The 13,344-nt window shown below is 72.4% G+C and carries 9 protein-coding genes and 1 riboswitch; of the genes, 4 read left to right on the forward strand and 5 right to left on the reverse strand.

Going from position 1 to position 13,344, the window contains the following annotated elements; translation table 11 throughout:
• Positions 1 to 12 precede the first annotated feature (12 nt).
• Positions 13 to 127: riboswitch (SAM riboswitch) on the reverse strand.
• A gap of 86 nt (positions 128 to 213) precedes the next feature.
• The 3 genes from AC1DIW_RS19825 to AC1DIW_RS19835 all read right to left on the reverse strand — a co-directional run bounded on the left by AC1DIW_RS19825 (position 214) and on the right by AC1DIW_RS19835 (position 3,142).
• Positions 214 to 1,641 (reverse strand): DUF4192 domain-containing protein, encoded by a 1,428-nt coding sequence (locus AC1DIW_RS19825; RefSeq protein ID WP_478110348.1) that lies wholly within the window; start codon positions 1,639 to 1,641, stop codon positions 214 to 216.
• 95 nt (positions 1,642 to 1,736) lie between these two features.
• Entirely contained in the window at positions 1,737 to 2,279 is a 543-nt protein-coding gene (locus AC1DIW_RS19830) for a YkvA family protein (protein WP_442279893.1), read from the reverse strand.
• A 107-nt stretch (positions 2,280 to 2,386) separates the two neighbouring features.
• The gene (locus tag AC1DIW_RS19835) at positions 2,387 to 3,142 is read right to left on the reverse strand and encodes an EcsC family protein (RefSeq protein ID WP_478110349.1); all 756 of its coding nucleotides are present in this window, start codon (positions 3,140 to 3,142) and stop codon (positions 2,387 to 2,389) included.
• A 157-nt stretch (positions 3,143 to 3,299) separates the two neighbouring features.
• On the opposite strand from AC1DIW_RS19835, the gene AC1DIW_RS19840 reads away from it, so the two are divergent.
• A complete protein-coding gene (locus AC1DIW_RS19840) occupies positions 3,300 to 4,466 on the forward strand; it encodes a MalY/PatB family protein (RefSeq protein WP_478110351.1) in 1,167 nt (388 codons plus the stop codon).
• Complete coding sequence (locus AC1DIW_RS19845; RefSeq protein WP_478110353.1) at positions 4,459 to 6,210, forward strand: DNA polymerase; 1,752 nt, start codon at positions 4,459 to 4,461, stop codon at positions 6,208 to 6,210. The genes AC1DIW_RS19840 and AC1DIW_RS19845 overlap by 8 nt, the downstream gene beginning before the upstream one ends.
• Before the next feature lie 91 nt (positions 6,211 to 6,301).
• Here AC1DIW_RS19845 and AC1DIW_RS19850 read toward each other — a convergent pair whose 3' ends face one another.
• Both AC1DIW_RS19850 and hrpA read right to left on the reverse strand, forming a co-directional pair.
• Positions 6,302 to 7,228, reverse strand: coding sequence for a proteasome assembly chaperone family protein (locus tag AC1DIW_RS19850; RefSeq protein ID WP_478110354.1), 927 nt, complete (start codon positions 7,226 to 7,228; stop codon positions 6,302 to 6,304).
• A 97-nt stretch (positions 7,229 to 7,325) separates the two neighbouring features.
• On the reverse strand, positions 7,326 to 11,351 hold the full coding sequence (gene hrpA / locus AC1DIW_RS19855) for an ATP-dependent RNA helicase HrpA (RefSeq protein WP_478110356.1): 4,026 nt from the start codon (positions 11,349 to 11,351) through the stop codon (positions 7,326 to 7,328).
• Positions 11,352 to 11,543: 192 nt separating this feature from the next.
• Between hrpA and AC1DIW_RS19860 the strand changes: the two genes are divergently transcribed.
• Positions 11,544 to 12,203, forward strand: coding sequence for a hypothetical protein (locus AC1DIW_RS19860; RefSeq protein ID WP_478110358.1), 660 nt, complete (start codon positions 11,544 to 11,546; stop codon positions 12,201 to 12,203).
• A 315-nt stretch (positions 12,204 to 12,518) separates the two neighbouring features.
• Positions 12,519 to 13,334 (forward strand): hypothetical protein, encoded by an 816-nt coding sequence (locus tag AC1DIW_RS19865; protein WP_478110360.1) that lies wholly within the window; start codon positions 12,519 to 12,521, stop codon positions 13,332 to 13,334.
• Positions 13,335 to 13,344: the final 10 nt, after the last annotated feature.

The following is a 13,344-nucleotide window of genomic DNA, read 5'->3' on the forward strand; positions in this document are numbered from 1 at the left end:
GGTACTCCTCGGTCCTCGCGCTTGCACGCACCCGGGACGAGCGCGGCCAGGTCCTCACCCGGGGCACCCCACCGCGTAGGAGGGTTGCCGACCAGCGAGCCGGGGCTTGTCGCTGGTACTCGTGACCTGGTCAAACCATACGCGAGACGCCACCCGGAGGAGATCGAGCGGTCCACGACATGGACGCCCCCGCCCGCGGGGCGGGCGGGTGGGTCACGCGCAGCGGGACGGCCGGATGCCGTGGTCGAGCGACCGGCGCACCAGTCGGCTCAGCCGGTGGTCGGGCTCGAGGTCGAGCGCATGGTCGACGGCCACCCCGGCCCGTGCTCCATCGCCGCACCACCACGCGAGCGCCGCGACGACCGAGAGCAGCGGTGCTGCGTGCACGGCCGGGGTGAGTCGGCACACGGGCTCGAGGCGTCCGAGCACCAGGCGCGGCAGGGTCGCCTCGTCCCAGTCCTCCCAGCTCTCATCCGTCTCGCGTCCGCGGACTCCGTCGGGACCGGCGGGCCGGTCGGCGGCGTCCCCCGCCGGGGCGTCGGGCTCCACTCCCGGGACGCCGGATGCAGGCGCAGACCCGAGGTCGAGCAGCTCGTGGAGGGCCCGCAGCGCCTCGCGATCCGAAGCGGTGAGCCGCGACGCGACGTCGCCACCCGTCCCGCCGCCGTCGCCCGTGACGTCGCCCGCTTGACCCCAGGCCGAGTCACGCGCTGAATCGAGTCCTGCGTCGCCGGTCGTCGGGGCGAGCCGCAGCTCCGGACCGAGAAGCACGTCCAGCATGACGACGAGGTCGTCAGGGAACGTGTCGAGCGGCACCGTGCCCGGGCACAGCCATCCGATGAGGGCGTCCCGGACCTCGACGTCGCGGAGCGGCCCCACGAGGGACGGCAGCCAGTGCTCGATGCCGTAGCCCTCGATGTCACCGTTCAGCACCCCACCCCAGGCGACCAGTGAGTCGTTGACGAGGAACTGGCGCGCGGACGGGTCGCCGCCGTCCAGCACTCCGAGCCCGGTGCTCGCAGAGCTCGCGCGCCGCGGGAACCGACGGCGCCTGCCGCCTGGGCCCGGCAGGTCGCTCACCGACCCTCCAGCGGCCCGGTAGCGGCGCTGCCAGTCCTCGATGGCCGCCAGGGCCAGGTCGTGCCGGGGCTCGGACGGTGCGAGCGGCTCGACGAGTCGGGCCAGCTCGTCGCGGTCCGGGAGCACCGCGTGCCCGAGGGCCACGTAGCTCGCAACGGCAGGCACGTCGGCTTGCTCGGGCAGGAGCCAGCCCTCGTCGGGGCAGCAGTCGCACCCGACGGAACGCCAACGGCCGTCGCGGACGACGAGGCGCTCCCGGACCATGACTCGATCGGCGGAGATGCTGTCGGCAATGGCCTCGAGCAGGGGAAGGGACTCGTCGGGCATGTCCTCGAAGCCCACGAGGGCCACGGACGAAGGCGCCCCTTGGAGCAGGGTCGGCACGGTCTGCTCAGCGGCCTCCGCGGCCAACTGCGCGTCGACGAGATCGAGGCGGGCCACCAGTCCGAGTCGTTTGCCGTGGAAGCAGACCACGACGACGCTGCGTGCCGGCTGGAAGCCCAGGTGGAAGGGGATGATGGTCAGCAGCTCGGCCGGCCCGGACAGTGAGATCTTCGGCATGCACCGAGCCTCGCCCCCGCCTTCCGCCGGGGACAGCCACGTCGGGCGGCCTGTGGACGAGCGCCGTTCACGCCGAGGAGGTGTGGATCGACGGTTTAACGCTCCAGACGCTTGCGCACTGACTCGAGGACGTAGTCGGTGGCCGCCTGCCGCGCGCCCTCGGGCAGCCGCACGCGGTCCCCGCGACCGGCACTCGTGGCCGGCTCCGCACCAGCGGTCCCGCCGGTCGTTGCCTCCGTCGCACGGGCCGTCAGCCGGAGGACGCCGGCCCTCTCACGAGGGGGCCGTGACGGGCGCACGCGCACGCCCTGGCCGGCCTCCCAGGCGATGAAGCGATCGGTCTCCTCGAAGAACGCCTTGATCGCCCACGAGATGACGACGGCGTCGTCGGCGGCGCCGACGACCGGGAGGATCGCCTCGGGCAGCAGGTCGATCGGGGACGCGACGTAGGCGACCGCCCCGGCGACGAGCCCGAGCCGCTTGAGGGTCGTGCCGGCATACGTCCGCTCCAGGGTGCAGCGCACAAGGCGTGGCACGGCCTGCACCCGCTCCGGGATGCTCGGTGCGCCAGGCCGGGTGGAAGCGCGCACGACCGATGCGACGGTGGCTGCCATCTTGATGCCGGATGCGGTCTTCATGCTCGGCCCAACGAGCGAGTGGCCGGGGCGATTCCCCCGCGCTGACGGCGTTGCGAAACGGTGATCTTCCCTCTCCTCACAGGTCTGGGTCGCCCAACCCGGTGGGCTCAGGGCCCGAAGGTCGCGACGGCCGGGAACTCCTTGGCGGCCTGCTTGGCGATGCGGCTGAGCATGTAGACGTCGACCGCCGCGCCGATGAGTCCGCCGACGAGGGGCACGGCCCGCCCGAGCCTGGCGAACGTGCCCTGGCCGATACGGCCGAGCAGGCGGAAGCCGACGGCCTTGTTGAGGACCATCAGGGCCGGTGCGGGCAGCCGGTCGAAGGCGACCGACGACAGCTTGCCTCCGGCGGCTTGCAGGCCGGCCTTCTTGAGCAGGTCGTCGCTGTCGGCGCCGGCGAGGCTGAGCAGGATCGCCGAGCGGATCTCGGGCTGGTCGATGTCGTAGCCCCGCACCTTCGCCGTGGCGGCCGTCATGCGGGTGGCGAGGAGGTAGAACTCCAGGACGTTGGCGGGCAACGAGATCGGCATCGTGAAGAACCCGCCCAAGCCGGTGGCGAAACCGCCCACGGCACCGAGCTGGCGGTGGTCGCGCGCGATGACCCGGAGGGCCTGTTCGCGATCGCCATGGGCTTGCTCGAGTGCCTTGGCCGCCACCTCGTGGGCGGGGTCGAAGGGCCCCTTGCCGTCGATGCCGACGTCGAGGAGACGTTCGACGAGTCGGGTCGCCGCTCCCGTGAGCCCTCCCTCGGCAGGCAGAGCGGCGCGCTCGAGCGCGCCGGCGTCCTTCGCCTTGCGCAGCTGTGCGGCGGTCGCGTCCGATGCCTTCATCGTCGCGTCCCTGCTCCAACCCAAGATGCTCACGAGTTCCCGCCTCTGTCTGTGATGTCTGTTTTGCGCGGCTCGGTCGCCGCCGACGACACCGTAAGCCGCCGGCGTCGCCCGTGGCACCCTCGTACCCAGTCGACGGCGCCACGGGACCACACGCGACCGCGTCGGTCCCCTCTCGTAGGGTCGCCCCATGGGCGAGACGAGAAGGACGCAGCCACCGATCCTCGGGGTGCCGCTGGCCGACCTGCGTCGTGACCGCACGTCCGTCAAGTGGGGCGTGCACGGGTCCGACGTCATCCCGATGTGGATCGCGGAGATGGACTGTGCCCCGTGTCCGGCCGTCGTCGACGCCGTGAGTGCCGCCGTGTCGCGGGGTGACACCGGCTACGCCTTGACCGAGGAGTATGCCGTCCAGGTCGCTGCGTTCGCGGACGCCGAGTGGGGGTGGCACTTCGATCCGCGGACGACCACCCGCGTGGCCGACGTCCTGACCGGCGTGACCCACCTCCTCGGCCTCTTCACCGACGCGGGGGGCCCGGTGGTCGTCAGCCCGCCGGTCTACAACGCCTTCTACGAGGTCATCGAGGCGTGCGGACGCCGGGTCGTCGAAGCGCCCCTCGGGGCCGACCACCGCCTCGACCTCGAACGGCTCGCCGAGGTCTTCGCCGGCCTGACCGCCGAGGGCGCCCGGGCGGCATACCTCCTGTCCAACCCGCACAACCCGACGGGCACGGTGCACACCCCGGCCGAGCTGGAGGCGCTCGCGCGCGTGGCCGACGCGCACGGGGTGCGCGTCCTGTCCGACGAGATCCACGGGCCGCTCGTCCTCCCGACGAGCACCTTCACGCCGTACCTCACCGTGCCGGGCACCGAGCGCGGCGTCACCGTCACGTCGGCCTCCAAGGCGTGGAACCTCGCGGGACTCAAGGCGGCGATCATCGTGCCCGGCGACGCGGCCGTCGACGACGTCCGCCGGCTGCACCCCTTCGTCACCTTCGGCGCGAGCCATCTGGGCGTCATCGCCCAGACAGCGGCCTACCGAGACGGTCGCGGCTGGCTCCACCGGCTCGTCGACGAGCTGGACGCGAACCGGCACCTGCTCGCCGCCCTCGTCGCTGAGCAGCTGCCGGGCGCCCGTCTCGTCGTGCCGGAGTCGACCTATCTCGCGTGGCTCGACCTCACCGGCGTCGGCCTCGGCGACGACCCTGCGGGTGAGGTGCTGCGCCGCGCTCGCGTCGCCCTGTCCCCCGGGCCCATCTTCGGCTGTGGTGGGCGCGGGCATGCTCGGCTCAACTTCGCCACGTCACCCGAGATCCTCCGCGACGCGGTCGGCCGGATCGCGAGCATCCTTGAGTGACGAGGAGTCCGGGCCCCCGCTCGTCGCGCTCGTCGTCGGTCCGCACGGGGCGTATGCCGTGGGGCCGGGTGTCGACGAGCCGTGGCCGCTCGGCGACGTGACACGCCGCTTCGTCGAGGCCACGGGGCGTCTCGGACCGCGATGGGTCGTGTGGTCGGCCGCGTCGACGCTGCGGGGTGTCGTCGGCGCCGGCGTCGAGGTGTCGCGCACGTGGGACCTCGCGGAGGCACACCGCATCGTCCACGGTGGCTGGTGGGCCACACCGGGCCACGTCGTCGCGGGCTGTCGCGGGCTCGACGAGGCCACCGTGCCGGCACCACGTGCACCGCGCCTGAGCGGCTTCGACGGCGATCTCTTCGACGTCGCGGCCGGTGCCGACCTGGACCTGCTCACCCCCGCCGGCCACCTGCGGGCCGACGCCCTGGGATGGGCGACGGACGAGAGGAGGCTGCGCGAGCTCGCGGTGCTGGCGCTCGACTGCCAGCGGGCTCAGCGCGAGGCTCTAGGTCGCATCGGGGGCTCGCACGTCGCCCGCCTCGAGCGCACCGTGTGGTCCGAGTCCGCGGCCGCCGTGCTCTGCCTCGAGCTCGAGCGCGACGGGCTGCCCGTCGACCGCGCGGCGGCCGAGGACCTCATCGCCGCCTCCGCTGGAGCCCGACCGCTCGACGACGCGGACGCCGCACGCATCCGCCGAGAGCGTGACGCACTCGTGCTGCGACACGCTCGCGGCCGCGAGCGCACCGACCTGCGCAACCCCGCGCAGGTGCGTGACCTGCTCCTGTCCGCCGGCGTCGACGTGCCCAACACCCGCGCCTGGGTGCTCGAGCCCTACCGGCACACGCACCCACTCGTCGACGCACTCCTGCGCTGGCGCAAGGACGAGCGGATCGCGACCACCTACGGCTACCGGTGGCTGGACGACCACGTCGGGTCCGACGACCGGCTGCGCGGCGGCTGGACGGCGTGCGACGGCGCGGCCGGCCGCATGACGGCCCAGAACGGCCTGCACAACCTGCCGGCCCCCTTGAGACCCGCGATCTGCGCCGCACCGGGGCACGTCTTCGTCCGGGCCGACCTCGGCCAGATCGAGCCTCGGGTGCTCGCGGTCGTCAGCGCCGACCGGGCCTTCGCCGAGGCGACCCGCGCCGACGACCTCTATGCCCCGGTGGCGGCCAAGCTCGGCGCCGACCGACCCAAGGCCAAGGTCGCCGTGCTCGCGGCGATGTACGGCCAGCGTTCGGGGGCGGCGGGTGAGGCCCTCAAGGACCTCGAGCGCGCCTACCCCGTGGCCATGGGGCTGCTCGACCGCGCCTACGCCGACGGTGTGGCGCGTCGACCGGTGCGCACGTGGGGCGGCCGGCTCATCCGCTTCGGCGGCGTGCCCCTGCCGGCCCTCGAACCGGGTTCGCCCGAGCCGTCAGGCAACGCCGAGTTCGCGGCCACCGGCGCCGACGGCGCCCGCGGCCGCTACGCGCGCAACGCGATCATCCAGGGATCCGCCGCCGAGCTCTTCAAGGCCTGGGCGGCAACGGTGCGCCACGCGGTGCGTCCGCTGGGAGGCCAGATCGTGCTGTGCCTGCACGACGAGCTGCTCGTGCACGTGCCCGAGCAGCACGCAGCAGCCGCCGCAGCCGCCGTCGAGGCCACGCTCACGAGCGCCGCCCGCACCTGGGCCGGCACCGACGACGTCCGCTTCGTCGCCGACACCTCCGTCATCCGCCGCTGGAGCGAGGCCAAGGCCTGACCAGCCGGACGGTCAGTGGGCCGAGGTGATCGGCGACCAGAGCCGGTAGCCGGATACCTCCATCCACCTGTGGGATCGGGAGCGGAGACGGCTACTGCTCGTCGTCCTCGGTGACGTCCTTGAGGAACGCCTCGAACTCGGCGCCGATCTCGTCGGCCGTGGGCAGGTCGGACAGGTCGGTGGCGAGCAGGTTGCGCTGCTGGCGCCCCTCGAGGAAGGTGTCGTACTGCTGCTCGAGGGCCCGCACGACCGCCGTGATCTCGTCGGACTCCTCCATCTGCCGGCTGATCTCGGCCCGGTTGAGCCCGGCGGTCGCCGCGAGCTCGCGCAGGTCGAGGTCGAGGCCGGTGGCGGCACGCACGCGCTCGAGACCGAGCACGGCTGCGTCGGCGAACTCGCTCTGTCCGAGGTAGTGCGGCACGTGGACGGCGAAGCCGATGGCGTCGAGACCCGCCTCACCGAGCCGGAACTCGAGCAGGGACGAGAAGCTCGCCGGCACCTGGACCGTGCCGAACGCCGGGTCGTTGCCGGTCACGAGACGCGGGTTGGTGCCGTGGGCGGTGACGCCGAGGGGACGGGTGTGGGGCACGGCCATCGGGATGCCGTGGACGCTGACCGTGAGGTCGACACCGAACGTCCTGATGAGCGCTGTCGTGGCCTCGACCATGCGGTTCCACTGGTAGTCCGGCTCGGGGCCGATGAGGAGCAGGAAGGGCACGCCCTCCTTGTCGACGACGCGGTGGAGCAGCAGGCTCGGATCGTCGTAGCTGCTCCAGTGGTCGCGGTCGAAGACCATGACGGGCCGGCGCCCGCGGTAGTCGAGCAGCTGGTCGACGTCGAAGGAGGCGATGACGCGCGAGTCGTGCGTCTCGAGGATGTGGTCGGCCATCAGTCGCTGGGTGTGGCCGGCGTCGATGAATCCGCCGAGGGCGACCACGAGCACCGATGCCTGCAGCTCCTGGAGCTGGCTGGGTGAGGTGTCGCTCTCGAACTGGAAGAGCTCGGTCGGGTCCTGCACGGGTCTGGCCTTTCGTCGTACGGGGTCGAAGGGTGCAACGCCCCGCTCCATCCCATGATTCCCCAGCGCAGGGCGTCGGCGCGGGACGCGGGACGGGTCAGCCGCGGACCTTCGCGATCGCCTTGAGGATGCGCTGCGGCGAGACGCTGTATGCCGTCCCGACCGTCTGCGCGAAGAGTGACACCCGCAGCTCCTCGATCATCCAGCCGATGTCGATGACGTCGGCTGCGCCGCGCTGGGCGGGCCGCAGCGCGTCGAGCAGGTCGGCGTAGCGGCCCTCGACGAGGTCGACCTGCTCGAGGGCCTGTGCGTCGCGCGCCAGGTTGGCCGGTGCCTTGTCGAGCCGGTGGGCGATCGCCCGCAGGTAGCGGTCGAGGTCAGGGAGCCGGCGCAAGCCCGTGTCGGCGACGAACCCCGGCCGCACGAGCTCGCGCAGCTGCGCGCGGACGTCGGCGAGCATCGGCCGGATGGCAGCGCTGCTCGAGCGGTCGAGCTCGGCGAGGCGGTTGGTCAGGGCGAGGTGTTTGGCGAGGATCGGCTCGACGAGGCCGACGACCTGCACGACCTTGGCGCTCGTGTGGGTGCGCACAGCTGACAGGGCCCACTCGAAGTCCTCGCGGCTGCGCACGGTGTGGTCGGCGCGATCAGTGACCGCGTCGTCGCGGATGGCGTCGACGGCGGCGGCCAGGCAGTCGTCGAGCAGTGCCGGGACGCTGCCGTGCGGGTTGTGCCCGAGTGCGAGCTTCTGGCTGTTCGTCAGGCGGGCGAGGATCTGCTTCCATGGCGGGCTGATGCCGAGCAGGAGCAGTCGTCGCACGCCGAGGCGGTGCTCGGCGTCGGCCTCGGCCCGGGTCGGGAGCACGCGCAGGTCGACGGCAGCCCCGGTGTCGACGAGGGCCGGGAAGCCCTGGATGCCCTGAGCGCCCTCGAAGGACTCGGGCACCCCTTGGTCGGGGAACGACGTGAGGCCGGTGCGCTCGATGCCGGAACCCGCCCGGCTCACCTGACGACGCAGCTGTGGCGCCGCGGTGTCGCGAACGGCCTCGAGGTCCTTGCCCGTGGCGATGGGTCGGCCGTCCGCGCCGTCGACGCTGAAGGTGACCTGCAGGTGCGGCGGCACGCGGTCGGTCTCGAAGTCGGCCGGCGTGACGGCCACCCCGGCCCGGCGTCGCAGCACCGTCGCGAGCGCCACGAGCAGCGGGCCCGACGTCGGGTCGAGGTCGGGCAGGACGGCGCGCGCATGGTCCGGCGCGGGCACGAGGTTGCGGCGGATCCCCTTGGGGAGACTGCGGATCAGGGCCGTGACGAGCTCCTCGCGGAAGCCCGGCACCTGCCAGTCGAAGCCCTCGGGCGTCACCTGGTTGAGCCGCTCGACGGGGATGTGGACAGTCACGCCGTCCTGTGCCGACCCGGGCTCGAACTGGTAGGTGACCGGCAGGATGTTCTCGCCCTGGGTCCACGTCGTCGGGTGGTCCTCGTCGGCGATGCTGCCCGCGCTCTCGCGCAGAAGCAGCTCCTCGGTGAAGGTCAGCAGGTCGGGCGTCTGGCGCCGTGCCTTCTTCCACCACGTGTCGAAGTGACGTCCCGAGACGACATCGGCGGGAATCCGCTTGTCGTAGAACGCGATCAACGTGCTGTCGTCGACGACGATGTCGCGCCTTCGCGTGCGGGCCTCGAGCTCGCCGAGCCGCTCGACGAGGGCCGCGTTGTCGCGGAGGAAGGCGTGCTCGGTGTGCCAGTCCCCCTCGACGAGGGCGTGACGGATGAAGAGGTCGCGGGCGAGCTCGGGGTCGACGCGACCGAGGCCGACGACGCGTCCGACGACGAGCGGCACCCCGTAGAGCGTGACCCGTTCGGTCGCGACGGCCGAGCCGCGCTTGCCCGACCACCGCGGCTCGGAGTACTGCCGCTTGACGAGGTGCTCGCCCAGCTGCTCGGCCCAGACCGGGTCGATGCGCGCGTTGACCCGGGCCCACAGGCGACTCGTCTCGACGAGCTCCTCGGCCATGACGAACTGGGGCTGCTTGCGGAAGAGCGCCGACCCGGGACTGATGCCGAACCGCGTGCCGCGGGCGCCGGCATACTCCCGCTTCTGCTCGTCGCGGACGCCGACGTGCGAGAGCAGGCCGGCGAGCAGCGACTGGTGGATCGCGTCGGCGTCGATCTCGCCCTCGCCGACGTGGACGGTCCCGCGGCTGACGTCGAGCCCGGCCGACTTGGCCGCCTGCTTCACCTGGCTGTGGAGGTCCTGCCACTCGCGGATGCGCAGGTAGTGGAGGAACTCGGCCTTGCACATCCGGCGGAAGGCGCTGCTGCTCAGCTCCTTCTGCTGCTCCTTGAGGTAGGCCCAGAGGCCCAGCCAAGTGACGAAGTCGCTCGTCTCGTCGGCGAAGCGCTTGTGCGCGGCGTTGGCGAGCTCCTGCTTGTCCTGCGGTCGCTCGCGCGGGTCCTGGATCGACAGGGCGGCGACGATGACGAGCACCTCGCGCAGCACCCCACGCTTGTCGGCCTCGATGACCATGCGGGCGTGGCGGGGGTCGATGGGCAGGGCTGCGATGGTGCGGCCGTATGCCGTGAGGCGACGTCCCGGGCGCCGCCGACCTCCCGCGGCGGGCTGGTCGTCCTCGGGCGAGAAGGCCTGGAGCTCCTCGAGGAGCCGGACGCCGTCGGTGATCTGGCGGCTGTCGGGCGGGTCGACGAACGGGAAGCGGGCGATGTCGCCGAGCCCCAGACTCGTCATCTGCAGGATGACGGACGCGAGGTTGGTGCGCAGGATCTCGGGGTCGGTGAACTCGGGGCGGCTGGCGTAGTCGTCCTCGGAGTAGAGCCGGATCGCGATGCCGTCGGAGACACGGCCGCAACGGCCTGAGCGTTGGTTGGCGGAGGCCTGGCTCACCGGCTCGATGGGGAGTCGCTGGACCTTGGTGCGCTGGCTGTAGCGGCTGATGCGCGCCGTGCCGGTGTCGATGACGTAGCGGATGCCCGGGACCGTGAGCGAGGTCTCGGCGACATTGGTGGCCAAGACGATTCGGCGGCCGGTGTGGGAGGAGAAGACGCGGTGCTGCTCGGCGGCAGAGAGGCGTCCGTAGAGCGGGACCACCTCGGTGACGGGCAACTTCATCCCGTTCAGGGCGTCGGCGGCATCGCGGATCTCGCGCTCGCCCGAGAAGAAGACGAGGATGTCGCTGCTCGTCCCGGAGTGCCGCTCGGTCCACAGCTCCTCGACGGCCTCGCAGACGCCGGTCACCATGTCGCGCTCCTCGGCCTCGGGACGGTCGGGGTCGACGAGCGGGCGGTAACGGATCTCGACGGGGAAGGTGCGGCCCGAGACCTCGATGATCGGGGCCGGCTCCCCCGTGGCCGGGTCGGCGAAGTGCTCGGCGAAGCGCTGGGGGTCGATCGTCGCCGAGGTGATGATGACCTTGAGGTCCGGGCGCCGAGGGAGCAGCTGCTTGAGGTAGCCGAGGATGAAGTCGATGTTGAGGCTGCGCTCGTGGGCCTCGTCGATGATGATCGTGTCGTAGCGGCGCAGGTCGCGGTCGCGCTGCATCTCGGCGAGCAGGATGCCGTCGGTCATGACCTTGACGAGGGTGTCGCGGCTGCTCTGGTCGGTGAACCGGACCTGGTAGCCGACGGCGGTGCCGAGCTCGACGGCCAGCTCCTCGGAAAGGCGCTCGGCGACAGCGCGGGCGGCGATGCGCCGCGGCTGGGTGTGGCCGATGACGCCGTCGAGGCCCCGGCCGAGCTCGAGGCAGATCTTCGGGATCTGGGTCGTCTTGCCCGAGCCGGTCTCTCCGGCGATGACGACGACCTGGTGGTCGCGGATCGCGGCCGCGATGTCCTCACGCCGGTCGACGACGGGCAGGTGCTCGGGATACGTGATCCGCGGAACCGTGGCCGCCCGCGCGGCGCGGCGGGCCTCCCGCTGCTCCGGTGTCAGGCTGCGGCCACCCTGGCGGTGCGGAGCCGGGCCGCGACCGGAGCTGCGACGCTCGCTCGGCTCCACGGACGTCTGGGACCTCGCGCCCGGCTGGGACGCCGTCTCGCCCGTGGCCGGTCGGCGGCGACCGCGACGTCGGGGTGGCCGCGAGCGCGCGGGTGCGTTCGCGGGCTCGTCGGGCATGGTCGACAGGATAGGCGCGCGACGCGGCACGCTCCGAACCGATATCCCGCGTGCCGACTGACCGTCTCCGGATGCCGGGCGCTGCGGATCGGTCGCGGGCATGGGAACGCCGCGCCGACCCGAGGGGTCCGAGGTGCGACGACGGGGCTCCAGAGGACCTACCGTGGTCCCACCCGTCGAAGTGAGGCACTGTTGTCCGATCCAGATCGCCTGCGTCCGGCCCTCCCGGACCCGCAGCAGGACCGGCACGTCTCCTTCCCGGACGATGCGCCGGACGATGTGTCGAACGGGGCCTCCGACCGTGCGCCGGGCTTCGGTCCGGCTCCGTCGGGCCCGGCCCTGCCGCCCGAGGCCTGGGCGCCCCAGCCAACTAGTCAGGACCCCGCGAGGCACGAGCCGACGGCATGGTCCGCACCGGTGCCGCCGACGCTCACCACGCCACCGACCAGGCCGGCTCGCCGCCGACGTCGGTCGGGCTGGCTGCTGCTGCTCGTGCCGCTCCTGCTCGGCCACTTCTCGAGCGGCTCCGACGAGTACTCCTACACCGGTGGCAGCAGCACCGGCATCGAGGTGCCCATGGGCGGAGACCTGCCGCCCGGGGTCGACCCGATGTCGGTCGACCCCGTGACGGTCGAGCTGGCGGGCGACACGTCGGGCGTTCTCCCGGCTTTACCAGGCAAGCCCAAGACCGTGGCGGTGCCCGGCGGTGCCACCGCGCTTCGCGTCGAGGTGGTGAGCCTCCCCACGGCCGATGCCGCCCCTTCGGCGGACCTTCTGTCCAGACGTTTGCCAACGACTCCGCCACCGACACGTCGTCCAGTGCGCTCCCCTTCGCCGCAACGGTGCACCTGAACGAGCGGCCGTCGCGCCTTCACGTGACGGCCAGCGTGGTGTCCGGAACGGGCCAGCTGCAGTGCCGCGTGTATGCCGGGAGCCGGCTGGTGGCCATCAGCACCGGAGGCGCCACGGTGACCTGCACGCCCGAGATGTGACGAGACGCCGCCGAGCAACGCGAGAGAACGCCCGCTGACCAGCGGTGCAGACTGCAGGAACAGACAGGGGGACGACGTGTCAGAACAGCCCGCAGGACCACTGGGCAACCGTCCGGACCCGACACGCGATGCCACCGTCGCGGCCATCACAGATGCGCCCAGCACGATGCCGGCTGTGGGCGCCGCGACCCCCGTCGACCTACCTGACACGCCCGACGATGTCTACGGGCAGGGCGCACCTGCGGGGCCGCCGGCATACGACACGTTCTTCGGGCGGGAGACGCCAGCCGAGCCCAGCTGGGTGCCGCAGCGCTCCGCGGCTCAGCCCCTCGGCCACGTGCCTCCGCAGCCCGGCCCGCCCGTGCCCCCCGACCCTCGCACGGTGGAGCTTGGTGGCGGTCACGCGGCCCGGCTGCTCGGCGGACGCCTCCAGGCGTGGCACGTCGTGGCGATCGTGCTCGGAGTGCTCGTGCCCATCGGCTTCTGGGCTGCGTCAGGCCTCGCGGACGACCTCGACCCGGTGGCCCGGCCCGCCGTCGGCGTCACCCGACACCGGCCCACGGCGACCCGGACGGCTCCCCTTCCGACGGCCCCCATGCCGACCCGGTCGGGCACGATGCCGCTGCCCAGGGTCGTATCGGTCCCGGCCATCCCCGTCACACCCGTTCAGGCGAACGCCCGGACCATCCGCTTCGAGGCGTATGCCGAGAATGGCGCCCGCATCGAGGTGTCGCTCTCGGACGCGGCTCACCACCGCTACGACTACCCCGCGCAGGCCGCACCGCTCGCCTTCGAGACACCCGTCGACCCGGGAGCGACGAACAACGACTACTTCAGCCTCCGGGTCCGGATCAGTGACCCCACGGGGTCCGGGGTCACCGGCGCGGTGTCGTGCCGCATCGTGGTCGACGGGGTCGTGGTCACGGCGCAACAGGGCCAGGACTATGCGACGTGCTCCATCAGCCCCTACTTCGACATCAGACGGCGGTGACGGTGGCGGC

This window comes from Terrabacter sp. 01T434, assembly GCF_056398545.1.